The 17,595-nt window shown below is 73.0% G+C and carries 12 protein-coding genes; 4 read left to right on the plus strand and 8 right to left on the minus strand.

The window, feature by feature from the left end:
* Positions 1 to 20: 20 nt before the first annotated feature.
* Genes cydC through BV907_RS05045 form a run of 3 tightly spaced genes read right to left on the minus strand, consistent with a single transcriptional unit; the run spans position 21 to position 6,186 of the window.
* Positions 21 to 3,503, minus strand: a complete 3,483-nt coding sequence (gene cydC, locus BV907_RS05035; protein ID WP_077488618.1) for a thiol reductant ABC exporter subunit CydC — start codon at positions 3,501 to 3,503, stop codon at positions 21 to 23.
* A gap of 3 nt (positions 3,504 to 3,506) precedes the next feature.
* The gene (gene cydB, locus BV907_RS05040; RefSeq protein WP_245827802.1) at positions 3,507 to 4,589 is read right to left on the minus strand and encodes a cytochrome d ubiquinol oxidase subunit II; all 1,083 of its coding nucleotides are present in this window, start codon (positions 4,587 to 4,589) and stop codon (positions 3,507 to 3,509) included.
* 10 nt (positions 4,590 to 4,599) lie between these two features.
* Positions 4,600 to 6,186, minus strand: a complete 1,587-nt coding sequence (locus BV907_RS05045) for a cytochrome ubiquinol oxidase subunit I (protein ID WP_077488620.1) — start codon at positions 6,184 to 6,186, stop codon at positions 4,600 to 4,602.
* Positions 6,187 to 6,420: 234 nt separating this feature from the next.
* Between BV907_RS05045 and BV907_RS05050 the strand changes: the two genes are divergently transcribed.
* Both BV907_RS05050 and BV907_RS05055 read left to right on the plus strand, forming a co-directional pair.
* On the plus strand, positions 6,421 to 6,792 hold the full coding sequence (locus tag BV907_RS05050) for a BlaI/MecI/CopY family transcriptional regulator (RefSeq protein ID WP_077488621.1): 372 nt from the start codon (positions 6,421 to 6,423) through the stop codon (positions 6,790 to 6,792).
* 22 nt (positions 6,793 to 6,814) lie between these two features.
* Positions 6,815 to 7,777: a M56 family metallopeptidase gene (locus BV907_RS05055; protein WP_139346603.1), complete on the plus strand. Its 963-nt coding sequence runs from the start codon at positions 6,815 to 6,817 to the stop codon at positions 7,775 to 7,777.
* A gap of 52 nt (positions 7,778 to 7,829) precedes the next feature.
* Here the strand turns inward: BV907_RS05055 and BV907_RS05060 are convergent, their stop codons facing one another.
* A complete protein-coding gene (locus tag BV907_RS05060) occupies positions 7,830 to 9,935 on the minus strand; it encodes a DNA gyrase/topoisomerase IV subunit B (RefSeq protein ID WP_077488622.1) in 2,106 nt (701 codons plus the stop codon).
* A gap of 263 nt (positions 9,936 to 10,198) precedes the next feature.
* Here BV907_RS05060 and BV907_RS05065 point away from each other — a divergent pair, with 263 nt between their 5' ends.
* Entirely contained in the window at positions 10,199 to 10,420 is a 222-nt protein-coding gene (locus tag BV907_RS05065; protein ID WP_077488623.1) for a DUF7455 domain-containing protein, read from the plus strand.
* A 91-nt stretch (positions 10,421 to 10,511) separates the two neighbouring features.
* Here BV907_RS05065 and BV907_RS05070 read toward each other — a convergent pair whose 3' ends face one another.
* From BV907_RS05070 to BV907_RS05085, 4 genes are all read right to left on the minus strand, one after another.
* On the minus strand, positions 10,512 to 11,792 hold the full coding sequence (locus BV907_RS05070; protein ID WP_077488624.1) for an RNA polymerase sigma factor: 1,281 nt from the start codon (positions 11,790 to 11,792) through the stop codon (positions 10,512 to 10,514).
* A 317-nt stretch (positions 11,793 to 12,109) separates the two neighbouring features.
* Positions 12,110 to 13,456 (minus strand): DUF4192 family protein, encoded by a 1,347-nt coding sequence (locus tag BV907_RS05075; RefSeq protein ID WP_077488625.1) that lies wholly within the window; start codon positions 13,454 to 13,456, stop codon positions 12,110 to 12,112.
* A gap of 90 nt (positions 13,457 to 13,546) precedes the next feature.
* Entirely contained in the window at positions 13,547 to 14,857 is a 1,311-nt protein-coding gene (locus BV907_RS05080) for an MFS transporter (protein ID WP_077488626.1), read from the minus strand.
* Between the two features lie 10 nt (positions 14,858 to 14,867).
* Positions 14,868 to 15,839: a proteasome assembly chaperone family protein gene (locus BV907_RS05085; protein WP_077488627.1), complete on the minus strand. Its 972-nt coding sequence runs from the start codon at positions 15,837 to 15,839 to the stop codon at positions 14,868 to 14,870.
* Positions 15,840 to 16,034: 195 nt separating this feature from the next.
* Here BV907_RS05085 and BV907_RS05090 point away from each other — a divergent pair, with 195 nt between their 5' ends.
* Positions 16,035 to 17,567 (plus strand): leucyl aminopeptidase, encoded by a 1,533-nt coding sequence (locus BV907_RS05090; protein WP_077488628.1) that lies wholly within the window; start codon positions 16,035 to 16,037, stop codon positions 17,565 to 17,567.
* Positions 17,568 to 17,595 lie beyond the last annotated feature (28 nt).

The raw sequence follows: 17,595 nt of genomic DNA on the forward strand, positions 1-17,595 counted from the left end.
CTCACGCAGGCCCCGGCTGTTCAGCCGACGAGCTGGGCCGGCCGGGCGCCGTCGTCCGCCGCCGACGCTGCGGGCCAGCCGAGCCGCACGAGCCGGTCCCCCGGCATGAGCTCCGTGGCGTGGTGCGTGATCATGACGACCGTCCGGTCAGCCAGGGCGCGGTGCAGGGCGTCGACGAGCTCGAGGCCGGACCCCGGGTCGAGGTGGGCCGTCGGCTCGTCGAGGAGCACGACCCGAGCCCCCGCCAGCAGGGTGCGGGCCACCGCGAGCCGCTGGCGCTGGCCGCCGGAGAGGAACGATCCGCGGCTGCCGATGCGCGCGTCGAGGCCCCCCGGCAGCGAGCGGACGTGTTCGAGGAGGCCGACGCGGGCCAGGACGTCCTCGAACTCGGCGTCCGACGGCGCGCCGTCGCGCTCCCGTGCGACGGCGAGGTTGCCGCGCACCGTTGAGTCGAACAGGTGCGACTCCTGGGGGCACCACGCGACGGGCCCTCCCACCTCGACGGTCCCCGCGCGCGGGGGCAGGAAGCCTGTCAGGAGCGCCAGCATTGTCGACTTGCCGCTGCCCGAGGGGCCCGCCAGCACGACCCAGTCCCCCGGGCCGGCCTCGAGGTCCAGGCCCGCGACGACATCCGGGCCATCGGCCCAGCCCACGCTGACGCCGCGCAGCCGGACGCCGGGCGCCGCGGCCCCCTCTTCGGCGGCCACCGCTCCCGCCGCGGCTGTCGGGGCAGGCGCGGCCGCGGCCTGCCCCCACCGCGCTGTCTGCGCTCCGGCGTCGCCACGGCGGCCCGCCTCCTCGGCCGCGACCCTCGTCAGGGCCGAGCGGAGGGCCGGCAGCTGCTGGACGGCCGTGCTCGCGGCGGCGAGCGGCTCGGCGAGGGCCAACTGCAGGAGGAGGACGGCCGCCGCCGTCGTTCCCGGGACCCCGGCGGCGCCGGCCGTGACGAGCGTGAGCCCGGCCGCGGTGGCGGTGGCGGCGATGACGAGGGCCTGGGCGAGGCCCTCGGCGGAGGCCCCCCGCCGTTCGAGGCGCGTGAGCCTGCCGTCCTCGGCCCGGAGCCCGGACAGCACGGCGCCCGCTCGGGCGTTGGCCGCAAGGTCCGCCGCGGCGGAGAGCGCCTGGCCGACGCGCGCGAGGAGCCGGGACCGGCCCGCCTGGAGCCGGCGCGCGGCGCGCCGGTCGGCCGCGAGGGCCACGGCGGGCGCGGCGAGGAGGGCCACCGCGAGCGCGGCGGCGAGGAGGGGAACCTGTGCCGGGAGCAGGAGCCCGACGGCGACGAGGGAGCCCAGCCCGACGAGGACGGCCGCGGCGATGGGGTGCACGACCCGCGGGAGCTGGTCCTTGACGGCCTCGGTGTCGCCGACGAGAGACTCGAGCGCCGCCCCGGGCACGAGGAGGCGGCGGGCGGAGAGCCCCCGCGCCGAGAGGATGCCCCAGAGCCGGTCGCGCAGGACCGTCAGTGTTGACAGGACGGCCGAATGCACGGCGAGCCGCTCCCGGTAGCGCAGCAGGGCCCGCGCGATGCCGAAGAACCGCACGCCCGTGATGGCGGTGAGCAGGTAGAGGATGGGCGGCTGCTCGCTCGCGCGCACGATGAGCCAGCCGGACAGGGAGGCCAGCGCGATGCCCGCCGCCGCCGCGCCGAGGCCCGCGAGCGCCGCGAGGACGTACTTCCCGGCGTCGGGCCGGACGAGGCGGGCGAGCTCGCGCAGCCAGGCCAGGTCCGAGGCCCCGGCCTCGGACGGTGCCTGCCGGTCGGCCGGCCGGCCGTCGACGAGGTCGGCGACGTCGGCCCGGAACCGTTCGGACGCCGTCTCCCGCCCGGCGCCGCCGGTCTCAAGCCGGACGACATGGTCCGCGAGCGCCGCCGTGCGCCCTTCGTGGGAGACGAGAAGGACAGTCGCCCGGCCGCGCAGCGAGGTGACGGCATCCTCGACGAGCGCGGCCGAGGCGGCGTCGAGGTGGGCCGTCGGCTCGTCGAGCAGGACCGTGTCCGCGCCGTCCGCGACCCTGGCCAGGCCGCGGGCCACGGCGAGCCTGCGCTGCTGCCCCGGGCTCAGCTCCGCCGGGTCGGCATCGCCGAGCCCTCCGAGGCCCAGTTGCGCGAGGAGCCGGCCCGCCAGCGCCGGGTCATGCGCCCCGGCGTGCCCGGCGTAAAGGGCGAGCTCGCCCGCCGCCCTCGGCTCCGTGAACTGCGGATGCTGCGGGACCCACGCGATCCCGTCCGCCGCAATGCCGCGGACGCTCCCCGAGACCCGGGCCCCGGCCCCGTCCCGCACGAGACCGGCCAGCGCCGCGAGGACGGTCGTCTTGCCCGAGCCGCTCGGACCGGCGAGGAGGGTCACGCGGCCCGCGGGCGCGGTGAAGGTGAGGTCCGCGACGGCGTCCCGGGAGGCCCCTGCGTAGCGCACGCCGAGGCCCTCGACACTGATCTCACGCATCGGCGCCGCGGCGCCGAGTCCCGACCCGGCGGCGCCGAAGCCCGGTCCAGCGTCACCCCGACCCTGCCCGGCCAGGGCCGTGCCGCGGGCGGCGCCGATGCGCGTCCGCGCGCGGCGGAGAGCCTCCGCCCCGTCCTCGCTCGAGTGGTGGGCCGAGCCGAGGTCCCTCAGCGGCTGGAAGCATTCGGGCGCGAGGATGAGGGCCAGGAGGCCGGCTTCGAGCGGCATGTCCCCGTGCACGAGCCGGACGCCGATGAACACCGCGACCACCGCGACGGAGATCGTCGAGACGAGCTCCAGCGCGAGCGCGGAGAGGAACGCGACCCGCAGGGTCGACATCGTCCGGTCCCTGTAGGCGAGCGACAGCCCCGCGAGCGCTGCGCGCTGTTCGGCGGCGCGGCCCAGGCCGACGAGCACCGGCAGGCCCTGAGCCAGCTCGACCAGGTGCGAGCCGAGCCGCAGGAGCGACTGCTGGGCCTCGGACACCGCCTCGAGCGTGTGCCGGCCGATGAGGACCATGAAGAGCGGCACGAGCGGGAGGGTCGCGGCGAGGACCAGCGCGCTCACCCAGTCCGCCCCGAGGATCCTGGCCCCGACGAGGACCGGCACGGCGGCGCACTGGACGACGGCGGGCAGGTACTGGGTGTAGAGCGCGTCGAGGGCGTCGAGCCCGCGGACGGCGAGCACCGCGGTGGCCGCGGCCGACGACGCGACCCGCGCCTCGCCGTCGTGCGCGGCTCCTCCCGGGCCCGCGGCCCCGGTCGCGAGGCCGGCCTCGAGGAGCTGCGCGCGCAGCTCCTCCTTGACGCCGACGGCGGCCCACCGGCCGGTCGCGGCGGTCCCCCAGTGTGCCGCGGCGCGGACGAGGACGCCGACCGCGGCCAGGAGCGTGCTGTCCGCGAGGGCGCTCGCCTGGACGCCTCCCGCGGCGAGAGCGGCCAGCCCGGACGCCACCCCCTGGGCCATGAGCGCGAGGCCCGTGGCCTTCGCGACGGCGAGCGCGCCGAGGAGGACGAGCGCGCGCCGCGTCGTGGGGCCCAGCGGGATGTCCGGCCGCACGGGCTAGCTCCCGCCGGCCGGCGAGCCCGTCACGAGGCGGCGGACGGTCGCGGGGACGACCGAGTGGGCGGTCGGGATGCTGCCCACGGTCAGCCGGCGGCGGAACACCCAGTATGTCCAGGCCTGATAGGCGATCACGAGCGGGAGCCCGACGAGCGCGACGACCGTCATGAGGCCGAGCGTGTAGTCCGACGAGGACGCGTTGGCGATCGTGAGGCTGTTCGCCGGGTCGATCGTGGAGGGCAGGACCACGGGGAAGACCGCGGTGAAGATGCCCGCGGCGCCCGCGACGAGGAACAGCGCGACGGCGATGAACGCCCGCCCCTCGGAGCCGCGCCGGCCGAGCGCCCAGGCCGTGGCCGCCGCGACCACGGCGGCGGCGGTGAGGGCCCAGCTGTACCAGGCGCCGGTGCCGAGCTGCACGGCGACGGCCCACGCGGCGAGCGGCAGGACCCCGGCCGGGAGCCAGCGCACGAAGGCCGCGTGCGCGCGGGAGCGGATGTCGCCGTCGGTCTTGAGCGCCATGAAGGCGAGTCCGTGCACGAGGGCGAAGGCCACCACGGCGAGCCCGCCGAGGACCGCGTAGCCGTTGAGCCACGCGAACGGCCCGCCCACGCGGTCGCCGTTGGCGTCGAGCGGAAGGCCGGTCGTCGTGAGGGCGAGCATCGCGCCGACGCAGAAGGCCGCGACGCCCGAGCCGAGCGCGATCGCCCAGTCCCAGCCGGCGCGCCAGCGGTCGCTGTGGATCTTGCCGCGGTACTCGAAGGCGACCGCGCGGAAGATGAGGGCCACGAGCGTGAGGGTCAGCGGCAGGTAGAGGGCGGAGAACAGGGACGCGTACCAGTGCGGGAAGGCGGCGAAGGTCGCTCCGCCGGCGGTGAGGAGCCACACCTCGTTGCCGTCCCACACGGGGCCGATCGTGTTCAGGAGCACGCGGCGCTCCTGCTCGCCGCGCGCGAAGAGCTTCATGAGCATGCCGACGCCGAGGTCGAACCCCTCGAGGAAGAGGTAGCCGATCCAGAGCACGGCGACGGCCCAGAACCAGACGGTCGGGAGGGCGGGGAGGGTCTCGGGCAGGGATTCCACAGTCAGGCTCCTAGTAGGCGAAGGCCAGGACGTCGTCGGCGGGCTTGCCGCCGGAGGCATCGTCGTCGTCCTTGTGCTGTGCGGGCGCGAGCCCGGGCATGGCCGAGGCGACGCCGCCGCGGACGTAGGTGACCAGGAGGCGCACCTCGACGACCATGAGGGCCGCGTAGATGGCCGTGAGGACCACGAGCGAGGTGAGGATCTCCCCCGAAGATACGCCGGGCGAGACGGCGGCTGCGGTGAACATGAACACCTGGTCGACGCTGCCGGCCATCGCCGGGTTCGGTGCGACGACGAAGGGCTGGCGGCCCATCTCGGTGAAGATCCAGCCCGCAGCGTTCGCGCCGAAGGGGGCGAGGATGCCCACGACGGCGAGCCGCATGAGCCAGCGGGACCTCGGCACCGTGCCCCGGCGCGTCGCGTAGAGGGCGACGGCGGCGGCGAGGGCCGCGAGCCCGCCGAAACCGATCATCATGCGGAAGCCCCAGTAGGTGACCTCCATGACGGGGACGTACTGGACCTCGCTTCCGGCGCGCTCGCCGTAGCGCGGGTTGTCGGGGAGGCTCGCGCCGTACTGCCCGCGGTACTCGTCGAGGAGGCTGTTCACGCCCTTGACCTCGGTCGTGAAGTCGCCCTTGGCGAGGAAGGAGAGCAGGCCGGGAAGCTCGATGACGGCGACGATGTCGTCGCAGTCCCGCGCGCCGACGTTGCCGATGGACAGCACCGAGAAGCCTGTGCCGTCGTGGCAGGCGGCCTCGGCGGCGGCCATCTTCATGGGCTGCTGCTCGAACATGAGCTTGCCTTGGAGGTCGCCCGTGATGCCGGTCCCGGCGAAGGAGATCATGGCGACGACGGCGCCGATCCGCAGAGAGCGCAGCCAGACCGTGTGGTCGGTGCGGTCGCGGCCGGGGACGTCGGGCGCCTCGCCGACAACGACGCGCCCGTCCTCGCCGACCGTATCGATGCCGTCGTGCCGGCGCTGCCACAGGTGGTACCAGGCGATCCCCAGCAGGAACGCGCCAGCGACGCCGAGCGCGCCCATGAGCGTGTGCGGGAAGGCCACGAGGGCGGTGTTGTTCGTGAACACGGCCCACGCGTCCGTCATGACGGGCCGCCCATCGACCACGGTGACGCCGACCGGGTGCTGCATCCAGCTGTTCGCGACGATGATGAAGTACGCCGAGACCACCGAGCCGAGCACTGCGGCCCACAGGGCGGCGAGGTGCAGGCCGGGCCGCAGCTGCTTCCACCCGAAGATCCAGAGGCCGAGGAACGTGGACTCGACGAAGAACGCGAGCAGGGCCTCCATCGCGAGCGGCGCCCCGAAGACGTCGCCGACGAATCGGCTGTACTCGCTCCAGGCCATGCCGAACTGGAACTCCTGCACGATGCCCGTGGCCACGCCCATGATGAAGTTGATCAGGAAGAGCTTGCCCCAGAACTTGGTCATCCTGAGGTATTCGGCCCTGCCCGTGCGGTGCCACATGGTCTGCATGATGGCCACCACGAGGCCGAGGCCGATCGTGAGCGGCACCATCATGAAGTGGTAGACCGTCGTGACGCCGAACTGCCAGCGCGCAATCTCTACAGCGTCCACGCATGCTCCCCTCGCAGGTCGACTTCTACGTCCCGTAGAAATCTTGAGTTCTACAAAGTGTAGAACACGGACCCCCGCCTCGGCACCAGTCTGCGTCCAGCTCACAGCGAACGGAACCCGCGCGGTGTGTTCCGAAGTGTTCTACCCCGCGTAGAATGGATCGTGGGCGCAATGGACGCCCGCCGCGCGCCAAGGGGTGGCGCGGCGGCAGAAGAGGGTGAGGACTGAGGGACGATGGCAAGCCTGGGTGAACTGGAGCGTTCGGTGATGGACCTGCTGTGGTCGGCGCCCGAGGCGTCCACTGCCAACGATCTGCGCGATCGGCTCGCCTCGAACGAGGGCCCTGACCACGCGGGCAAGGACCTCGCCGTGACGACCGTCCTGACCGTGCTCTCGCGCCTCGAGAAGAAGGGCCTCGTCGAGCGCGAGCGCGGCACGCGCCCGCACCGCTACCGGGCCGTCTCGACCCGCGAGGAGCACACCGCCACGCTCATGCACGAGGCACTCGGCACTGCGCCGGACCGCGAGGCAGTCCTCGCGAGGTTCATCGGCGCCGTCTCCGACGCCGAGGCCGCGACGCTGCGCAGGCTCCTGGCCCGGGGCTGATGCTCGCCGCCGGGAGCCCCGCGTGCTCCTGACCGCCTACCTCCTCGCCCTGCTGGCGCTGGTCCTGGCATGGCCCGTCCCGGTGGCGCTGTCGCGCGCCCGCTGGACGGCCCGCTCCCCCTTCGCCGCCATGGTCCTGTGGCAGTCCATCGCCCTCGCCGGCGGGCTGTCCATGATCGGCGCGATGCTCGTGTACGGGCTCGAGCCGCTCGGCGGCAACCTCCTCGCCGCGCTGCGCCGTGCCACGACGATCGTCCTGGGCAACGAGAGCCCCGGCGAGCTCCACTTCTGGCACCTCTTCGCGCTCTGCACGGCGGCGCTCCTGACCGTCCACCTCGTCTTCACGCTGCTGCTGACCTACGCGCGCATCGTGACCCAGCGGCGTCGCCACCGCGAGCTCCTCGCGCTCCTGAGCTCGCCCTCCGGCGCCCTCGACAGGACGTGGGTCATCAACCACCCCGCCCCGGTGGCCTATTGCCTCCCCGGCGGCTCGCGCTCGGTCACGGTGCTCTCCGACGGGCTCATGGAGGCGCTCGCGCCCGAGGAGCTCGCCGCCGTCGTCCGCCACGAGAGGGCCCACCTCACCCAGCGGCACCACCTGCTCCTGTGGGCCTTCGAGGCGTGGCGCGCCGCGCTCCCCTGGCTGCCCACGAGCCGCCTCGCGCGCGCCGCCGTGAACTCGCTCGTCGAGATGCTCGCGGACGACGTCGCCCGCCGCTCGACCCCCGACGCCGTCCTCGTCCGGGCGATCGCGCTCGTCGCCGTCGGCAGCGCGGACGACGGCGAGCGGCCGCCGGGTGCGCACGGCGGCTCCCTACCCGCGACCATGGACAACGGCGAGGACGTGGACGTCGCCGCCCGGCTGAGCCGGCTCCTGACGCCCCGCCCGCCGCTGGGCCGGACCGCGACCGCCGGTGTGCTCACGGCCTCGGCCCTGCTCCTCGCGGTGCCCACCGTGCTGCTGCTCGCCCCGGGGATCGCGTAGGCCGAGCGCTACGCGTCGATGCGCTCCTGTGGTCCCCGCTCGCGGCCGAGCGCTACGCGTCGATGCGCTCGCGGTCGAGCTGTGAGCTCCCCGTCACGATGAAGTCCTTGCGCGGGGCCACGTCCGAGCCCATCAGCAGCTCGAAGACCTCCTCGGCCCGCTGGGCGCTCTCGATCGTGACCCGGCGCAGGCTGCGGTGGCGGGGGTCCATGGTCGTTTCGGCCAGCTGGTCGGCGTCCATCTCGCCGAGGCCCTTGTAGCGCTGGATCGGCTCCTTGTACTTCTTCCCGTCGGCCTCGAGCCGGGCCAGGAGGCGGTGCAGCTCGGCCTCCGAGTAGGTGTAGACCATCTCGTTCGGCTTGGATCCGGGGTGGACCACCTCGACGCGATGGAGCGGCGGGACGGCAGCGAACACGCGGCCCTGCTCGACCATGGGCCGCATATAGCGGAAGAAGAGCGTCAGCAGGAGCGTGCGGATGTGGGCGCCGTCGACGTCGGCGTCGGTCATGAGGATGACACGGCCGTACCGCGCCGCCGAGAGGTCGAAGCTGCGGCCCGAGCCCGCACCGACGACCTGGATGAGGGCCGCGCACTCGGCGTTCGAGAGCATGTCGCCGACGGAGGCCTTCTGCACGTTGAGGATCTTGCCCCGGATCGGCAGCAGGGCTTGGAACTCGCTCGAGCGCGCGTGCCGGGCCGTGCCGAGCGCAGAGTCGCCCTCGACGATGAACAACTCGGAACGCTCGGTGTCGTCCGTGCGGCAGTCGATGAGCTTGGACGGCAGCGTCGAGGACTCGAGGGCCGTCTTGCGCCGCTGGGTCTCCTTGTGGACCCGCGCGGTGATGCGCGACTTCATCTCGTTGACGACCTTCTCGAGCAGCACGGCGCTCTGGTTCTTCTCGCCGCGCGCCGTGGAGCTGAGCTTGGCGCCGAGCTCCTTCTCGACGACCCTGGCCACGATCTGCCGCACCGCCGGCGTGCCGAGGATCTCCTTGGTCTGCCCCTCGAACTGCGGCTCGGCGAGGCGGACGGTGAGGACCGCGGTCATGCCGGCGAGCACGTCGTCCTTCTCGAGCTTGTCGTTGCCGGCCTTGAGCTTGCGCGCGTTCGCCTCGACGGTCCTGCGGAAGACCTTGAGCATCGCCGTCTCGAAGCCGGCCTGATGCGTGCCGCCCTTCGGGGTCGCGATGATGTTCACGAAGCTGCGCATCGTGGTGTCGTAGCCGACGCCCCAGCGCAGGGCGACGTCGACCTCGCAGGTGCGCTCGACCTCCGCGATGCGGCTGTGCCCCTGCTCGTCCAGGACGGGAACGGTCTCCTTGAAGGTGCCCGAGCCGTGGAGCCGCCACACGTCCGTGACGGGGGCGTCGATGGCGAGGAAGTCGACGAACTCGGAGATCCCGCCGTCGTGGTGGAAGACCTCCTCGTGCACGCCCGACTCCCCCGGCGTCCCGGGCAGGCGGCGCTCATCGCGCACGGTGATGCGCAGGCCCGGCACGAGGAATGAGGTCTGGCGCGCGCGGGCGGTGAGCTCCTCGTAGGAGAACTTCGCATCCGGGGTGAAAATCTGCGAGTCCGCCCAGTAGCGGATCCGGGTCCCGGTGACGCCGCGCTTGGCCCTGCCCACGACGTCGAGCACGGAGTCCTCGATGAACGGCTCGAACGGCGCGGTCGGATTGGGCCGGCCCGTGTCCTTGAAGCGGCCGGGCTCGCCGCGGCGGAACGACATCTGGTAGGTCTTGCCGCCCCGGTCCACCTGGACGTCGAGGCGCGCCGAGAGGGCGTTGACGACGGACGCGCCGACGCCGTGCAGGCCCCCCGAGGCCGTGTAGGAGCCGCCGCCGAACTTGCCGCCCGCGTGCAGCTTCGTGAAGACGACCTCGACGCCGGTGAGCCCCGTCTTGGGCTCGACGTCGACCGGGATGCCGCGGCCGTCGTCGTGCACCTCGACGGAGCCGTCAGGGTGCAGGATGACCGCGATCTCGTGGCCGAACCCGGCGAGGGCCTCGTCCACGGAGTTGTCGATGATCTCCCAGAGGCAATGCATGAGGCCACGCGAGTCCGTCGAGCCGATGTACATGCCCGGGCGCTTGCGCACCGCTTCCAGCCCCTCGAGGACGGACAGGTGCCGGGCGGTGTATTCAGAACTCGGTGCCACGCGGTGGGAACTCCTTCTTGGGAGGTCGAACAGGCCTGCTGCAGGATGGCAGGGTACAGGTCAAGGCTAGTCGGCTTCGGCGCCCGGAAGCGCACACGACCCGGGCGTCAGGCCGCGAAACGGTACTGCCGGTCCCGGTCCGTTGCCGAACTGCAATACGCCTCGAGCGAAAGTTGCGTATTCTTGGCACCTTTGCGGGGAAGGACGGTGTTAGATGTAGTGACCGTGCTAAGAACCACCCGGTTGTTGTGAAGGAGGCTGAGATGACTGCAGCACTGGCGGACCGCACCCTGACCGCGGCGGATCGTTGTGACCGCTGCGGCGCCCAGGCCTACGTGCGAGTGGTCCTGGAATCGTCCGGTGGAGAGCTCCAATTCTGCGCACACCACGCGCGCGCCGTCGAGGGAACCCTTCGGCCGCTCGCGTCGCACTGGCAGGATGAGACCGGCAGGCTGACCGAGAAGGCCGCCCTCCCCGAGGACTGAAACAGACGTCGCCCCGGCCCAGCGGCCAGGGGACATGCGAAGGAGGCCCGGACACCCATGGTGTCCGGGCCTCCTGCCGTCCGCCCCGCCGCTAGTCGAGGTAGTCGCGCAGCACCTGGGAACGCGACGGATGGCGCAGCTTCGACATCGTCTTGGACTCGATCTGGCGGATCCGCTCACGCGTGACGCCGTAGACCTTGCCGATCTCGTCGAGGGTCTTGGGCTGCCCGTCGGTCAGCCCGAACCGCATGGCCACGACGCCGGCCTCGCGCTCCGAGAGCGTGTCGAGGACGGAGTGCAGCTGTTCCTGCAGGAGCGTGAAGCTGACCGCGTCGGCCGGCACCACGGCCTCGGAGTCCTCGATGAGGTCGCCGAACTCGGAGTCGCCGTCCTCGCCGAGCGGGGTGTGGAGCGAGATCGGCTCGCGGCCGTACTTCTGGACCTCGACGACCTTCTCGGGGGTCATGTCGAGCTCCTTGGCGAGCTCCTCCGGGGTGGGCTCCCGGCCGAGGTCCTGGAGCATCTGGCGCTGGACGCGAGCGAGCTTGTTGATGACCTCGACCATGTGCACGGGGATGCGGATCGTGCGGGCCTGGTCCGCCATGGCACGCGTGATCGCCTGGCGGATCCACCAGGTGGCGTACGTGGAGAACTTGAAGCCCTTCGTGTAGTCGAACTTCTCGACGGCGCGGATGAGGCCGAGGTTGCCCTCCTGGATGAGGTCCAGGAAGAGCATGCCGCGTCCGGTGTAGCGCTTGGCCAGGGAGACGACGAGGCGCAGGTTCGCCTCGAGCAGGTGGTTCTTGGCCCGCTCGCCGTCGTGGACGATCCGCTCGAGGTCGTGCCGGTGCTGGGGGTCGTACGTCTCCCCCTCCTCGTCGAGCTTGTGCCGCGCGAACAGGCCGGCCTCGATGCGGAGCGCGAGGTCAACCTCCTGCTCGGCGTTGAGCAGGGCCACCTTTCCGATCTGCTTGAGATAGTCCTTGACCGGGTCGGCCGTCGCGCCGGCGCTCGTCACCTGCTGGACAGGCGCGTCGTCCTCGTCGGCATCCGAGATGACCATGGCCGATGAGGGCTTGCCTTCCTTGCCCTCGCTCTCGATGGCCTCGTCCTCGGCGGCGATCTCGCCCTCGTCGGGGGTGACCGAGTCGAGGTCCTCCTCGGCGGTGTCCTCGACGGCGTCGCCCTCGGCCTTGGTCTCGTCCGCCTTGCCCTTGGCGTCCTTGGCCGCGGCCCCTCGGGCCGGAGCCTTCGCCTTGGCCGCGGCGGCCCTGCCCGCCGACCGCTTGGTCGCGGTGCGCGCGCCAGCGCTCTGGGCCGAGCCGTTCACCGTCGCCGTCTCGGCGGTCTCTTTATCCGTGGGGGGCGTCACGATTACCTTCCTGCCGCAGTGCCGGTGCAACCCTGCGGGCAACACCACTATGACCCTGTCAAGTCCGAAGTGCGGCGCAAGCGCCTCCACCGGACCGAAGGGTCGTCTTGGTTAACCCTCCGGCGTCCGAATTCGTTCCCCACAGGGGGCAGCGATCGGCTTCCGGTGTTCGGACCCAACCGGGTCTGGCGTCCATTCTCTCACGAAGGCGGCGCCTCGTTCCCCATTGCCGCTTCATGGCATCGTCCTCTCCGCGTCATGGCGCGCGCGGCGGCGCCCCCGCCACGCCCCGGCGGGCCGCCCGGGCGCGTGCGGGCTCATGCGGCCGAGGGACGGCGCCAGGCGGCGTCCCCGCGACGGGCCCAGCCCGAGAGCTCGCCGTGGTCGACGAAGCGCCGGAGCAGCTGCGCGAGACGATAGTCCGGGTCGACGCTCAGGGCGCGCTCGAGGTATCGCATGGACCGCCCTCCCCTGCCGCGCGCCCACTGGACCCACGCGAGCAGGGACAGGGCGGGGGCCCGGACCTCGGGCTCCTCCATCTCTGTGAGGCGCTGGCAGATGCGCTCGAGCTGCTCGACGCGCCCCCAGTCCGGCGGGCCGGCGGTATGCCCCAGGAGCACGGCGCCGAAGGCCGGGTCCGCCCCGCCGCCGAGGGAGTCCTCGCGGGGGCCGCTGGGTCCGAGCGGATCGGCTTCGGCGGCGGCACCGTTCAGGCCCTGCGCCTCCCGGTCCGCCCGTCGCCAGACGTCGAGCGCCACGGCGGCCCGCGCCGCGCTCACGCCACCGGGCAGGGCCGGCGGCGCTGCCGGGGGCCCTGCCTTCGCCCCCGCAGCGCGCAGTCCGGCCGTGGCGCGGCTCCCACGCCAGGCCGTGCTGGCGTCCGCGGCGGCGGCCACGATGACGGCGTCCCGCAGGGCCGGCCGTGCAAGAGTCACGCCGAGGAGCCGGAGCCGCTCAGGGCCGACGGCAACGGCGCCGCCCAAGACCTCGTCCCACGCGGCGAGCGCCGCCGTGAAGGCGAGCGGATCCCACCACCGGCCGGGGTCCTCCCGGTAGCGCTGCAGCTCGGCGGAGAGCGCGGCCGGCGGCAGGAGCCGCTCGAGCGGCTCGGGGATCTCCGTCGGCCCGTAGGCGCTCCCGCGGTACACCATCTCCGCGCCGATGCGTCCCGTTCGCAGCTCCTCGACGCTGCGGCCCGGCCAGGGACAGCACGTGAGGTCCGTGCACAGGATGGTCCGCCAGTGGGTCGGACCGACGATCCAGGCATCCAGCACGGGCAGGCCGGATCCGTCGAGCCGCTCGCCGACAGCCGCGAGGAGATGGGCATGCGGGGGCCTGTCGACGGCCGGCCACTCGGCGTCGGTGTAGAGGGCCAGGACCACGCCCTCCGCCTCGGAATCGGAACACACGTAGTCCCCGACCATCCCCGCATACTGGCCGAGTCCGCCGGGGTTCTGGCCGGGCAGGCTGACCCGCAGCGTCGGCCCGAGCCTGCCGCGCCCGATGCTGACCGCAACGAGGCTCTCCGACGGCCACTCGCCGAGCGCATGTGGGATGTACGCGAGCACGTCCCCCGGGCTGCGGATCGTGAGGGGCTCCTCGGCAGGCTGCAGCTGGGAATCGGAGGGATGGCTGGCGGGCTCGGGCTGCTTGATGCTGTCCATGCCGCCAGTCTCGGGCGGCGCGGGAAGGGGCGGCCGGCCTGGGACTCCTATGTGGACGACACGCCGATGCGGACCGCTGGGGAGGAGAAGTCAGCCCCTCCGGCTGCGGAAGTCCGCCCAGACCTCGCGCATGGGCGCCACGCGGATCCCCTGCGCGGCGAGGTCCCTGCGGACCTTCCGCCGGACGCCGAGCAGGGCGGCCGTCCCGACGCCCATGACCACGAGCTGCACCGCGAGCGCGACCCGGAAGGCGCCGAGGCTGTAGAGGCCCTCGGGGCTGAGGCCCAGAGCGTGCTGGATGTCGAGCAGGTAGCCGATGAGGAACATCGTCGCGAGTGCGGCCGCGAACCCCCCGGAGTTCACGATCCCCGTCGCCGTGCCGAGGCGGTGCGAGGGGTTGAAGGTGCGCGCGAAGTCGAAGCCGATCATCGAGCACGGCCCGCCGAGCGCGAGGACGGCGACGAGCGCGGCCATGAGCCAGAGAGGCGCCCTCCCAGGGACGATCAGCACGGCGGCCCACGCCGTCGCGGTGAGACCCGTGATGACGAGGACGAGGGTCGAGCGCCGCAGCGGATGCCGGGACACGAAGCGCCCCATCGGCGGCCCCGCGAGCAGCGAGACGATGACGAAGAAGGACATGAGGCCGGCCGCCTCGGCCGTGCTGTACCCGTGGCCTGCCAGCATGAACGGGAACCCCCACGCGAGAGCGAAGACGTTGCCGCTGAACTGGACGGTGAAGTGGCTCCACAGCCCGAGGCGCGTGCCGGGCTGGCGCCAGGCGGCCGCGAGCACGTCCCGCGTGCCCTCGGGCGGCCCGTCGCGGCGCGCCTCGGTCCCGGGCGGGGCATTGCGCAGGAGGGCCAGGACGAGCACGATCACGAGGACCGAGAGCGACGCGAGCCCGAGGAAGGCCGGCGTCCACCCCCACACGTGCAGGAAGGCCAGGAACGGGATGACGCTCACGAGCTGGCCGAGCTGGCCGATGGTGCCCGTGAGCTGGCTCAGCAGCGGCGCGCGGCGGCCCTCGAACCAGACGGGCACGAGGCGGAGCACCGAGACGAACGTCATCGCGTCCCCCATGCCCACGAGCATCCGGCCGATGATGCCCGTCACGACGGATTCGGCGACGGCGATCTGGAGCTGTCCCAGCGCCATGAACGTGGCCCCGACCGTGACCATGATGCGCGTGCCGAACCTGTCCACGAGCAGGCCGACAGGGATCTGCAGCGAGGCGTAGACGACGAGCTGCATGACGGTGAAGGCCGAGAGGAGCGCGCCGCCGGCGTGAAAGCGCTCGGTGGCCTCGAGGCCGACGACGCCGAACGACGTCCGCTGGACGACGGCCACGAGGTAGGCGGCGATGCCGATCCCCCACACCATCCACGCCCGCCAGCTGTTCACCCGCTCGATCCTAGTCGGCCGGGCGGCCCCTCCCGGGATTCCCGGCGTCGTATCCGCCGTGCGAGGCGAGGAAGGCCTCGGCCGCGGCGCCGAGGTCCTCCGCCGTCGGCAGCTCGTCCTCTGGGCCCGCGAGGAGCGAGCGCAGCGGGAACTCCTCGGAGCGGTCGTCGAAGCGCTTCTCGAGACCGGCGACGAGCTCGCGGACGTCGGCGGAGGCGGACACCTGCTCCGCGACCTGGCGCTCGACCTCCCGCGCCGCCTCGCGCAGGCGGTCGCTGGGGAGCATGAGCGCGGACGCGGCGCCGAGGTGCTCGAGCCCCGTCACGGCGGCGGCCGGGTATTCGGCGTCGGCCAGATAGTGGGGGACGTGGACGACGAAGCCCGTCACGTCCCGGCCGGCCTCGATGAGGCGCAGCTCGAGGACGTGGCCGATGGCCGCTGGGAACTCGACCGTGGGCTTCCACCGCGAGATCCGCTCGACAAGCTCCTGCCGGGTCCCGTGGACGGTCACGCCCAGGGGCCTGGTGTGCGGCACGGGCATGGGGATGGCGTGGAGCCACAGCACGGACGAGACGTCGAGCTGCTCGACGAGGCCGACGACGGCGCGCGCGAAGCGCTCCCACTGCAGGTCAGGCTCGGGACCTGCGAGGAGGAGGTACGGCCGGCCGAGCCCGTCTGTCAGGCGGTACAGGGCGAGCCGCGGCGGCTCGTAGCCCTCGAGGTGGTCCTCGACGAACCGGATCCTGGGCCGGCGGGAGCGGTAGTCGAGCAGCTGGTCGACGTCGAACGCGGCCAGTGCGCCGCCGGACTGAGCGTCCACGAGCTCGTCGACGATCTGCCGCACGGCGTGCCCTGCGTCCGCGAAGCCGGTGAAGCCCATGATGAGCGGCAGGCCGCGCAGCCTGGCGTCCTCGCTCAGCTCTCGGGCGGCGGTGTACAGTCCGGCCGGCTCCTGCAGGGGTCCGGTCACGGGGTCTATCACTGTGGAATCCTCTCTGGCCGGAATCCTCTCTGGCCATGCTGTGGAGCCCTCGCTGGAAGGCTGGAGAGTCCAACGTGGGCCAGCCTTCGATCATTCCACGAGCGACTACGATCGTTAGGACCTGAAGCAACCGCAGCGAAATACTCCAGCGCGCGACGAGGACGACGGCCGCCGCGCAGAATCGAGGCCACCGAAGTGTTCAGCAACCGCGAAGTCACCCTGAGCGCCATCGCCAAGGACCCGCGAAAGACCCCGAGCGACGCCCTCGTCGTGGGCGTCGCGGTGGGCCCCGACGGGCCTGTCCTGCTCGAGAGCCCGCTCAGCCCCCGCAGCGCCGAGGCCATTGCCTCGACGCTGCGGTCACTCGGGGTGACGGGTGCTGCCGACCAGCTCCATCGGCTCCCCGGGCTTCCGGAGCTGGGGACCGACGTCATCGCGCTCGCCGGCGTGGGGAAGATCGACGACGGGGCTGCGCCGAGCGCCGAGCAGCTGCGGCGGGCCGCGGGATCCGCCGTGCGGCAGCTCGCGGGGAGCGACACGGTCGTCCTGGCCCTCCCCGCCCCGACCGCGGAGGAGCTCGGTGCGGTCGCGGAGGGTGCGGCCCTCGGCGCCTACGCCTACACCGAGCACAAGACCGCGACGCAGGACGGCCCGAAGTCCAACGTCCGCCGCGCCGTCGTCTACTCGCCGGCAGCGGGCACGACGGCGGCCGACGACGCGCTCGCCCGTGCCGCCGTCGTCGGCTCCGCGGTCAACGTGACGCGCACGCTCGTGAACATGCCGCCGAGCCAGCTCTACCCCGAGACGTTCGCCGAGGCCGCCCGCGAGCTCGCGAAGGGGCTCCCCGTCAAGGTGACGGTGTGGGACGAGAAGCGGCTCGCGAAGGAAGGGTTCGGCGGGATCCTCGCCGTCGGCCAGGGCTCTGCGCGCCCGCCGCGGCTCGTCAAGGTCGAGTACGCGCCGGCCAAGTCCGCGCGCCGGGTCCACTTCGTGGGCAAGGGCATCACGTTCGACACCGGCGGCATCTCGATCAAGCCCTCGGCGCAGATGGACCAGATGAAGAGCGACATGGCGGGCGCGGCGACCGTGCTGACCGCGCTCCTCGCGGCGGCCCGGCTGGGCCTCGGCGTCTCGGTCACTGCGTGGCTGTGCATGGCCGAGAACATGCCCTCGGGCACGGCCCAGCGGCCCGCCGACGTCATCACGGTGCGCGGCGGCAAGACCGTCGAGGTCCTCAACACCGACGCCGAGGGGCGGCTCGTCATGGCGGACGGGCTCTCCGCCGCGAGCGACGAGGAGCCCGACGTGCTCGTGGACGTCGCGACGCTCACCGGCGCCGCGCTCATCGCGCTCGGGACGCGGACCGCGGGCGTCATGGGGGACGACGCCGTCACGCGCCCGCTGCTCGACGCGGCGGCCGCCGCGGGCGAGCCCGCCTGGCCGATGCCGCTCCCGGAGGAGCTGCGCGCGGGCCTCGATTCGCCGACGGCCGACATCGCGAACATCGGCGACCGCCCAGGGGGCATGCTGACCGCGGCGATCTTCCTCCATGAGTTCGTCGGAGCCCGCGCCGATGGCAGCGCGGTCCCGTGGGCCCACGTCGACATCGCGGGCCCCGCGTTCAACACGGGGTCGGCCTACGGCCACACGCCCAAGCAGGGAACGGGGGCCACTGTCCGCACCCTCGTGGCGTACCTCGAGGCCCTCGCGGGCGAGGCAGACGCCTGACCCAGCGGGCCCGACGCAGACGGCCTCG

Origin of the sequence: Sinomonas mesophila (genome assembly GCF_001999765.1) — a bacterium.
Classification (GTDB): Bacteria; Actinomycetota; Actinomycetes; order Actinomycetales; family Micrococcaceae; genus Sinomonas; species Sinomonas mesophila.

What these genes read in the sequence shown, in the direction of transcription:
- BV907_RS05050 (WP_077488621.1), top strand. Translation starts at nt 6,421, where the DNA reads ATGGCAAGCCTGGGTGAACTGGAGCGTTCGGTGATGGACCTGCTGTGG.
- BV907_RS05065 (WP_077488623.1), top strand. Translation starts at nt 10,199, where the DNA reads ATGACTGCAGCACTGGCGGACCGCACCCTGACCGCGGCGGATCGTTGT.
- BV907_RS05075 (WP_077488625.1), bottom strand. Translation starts at nt 13,456, where the DNA reads ATGGACAGCATCAAGCAGCCCGAGCCCGCCAGCCATCCCTCCGATTCC.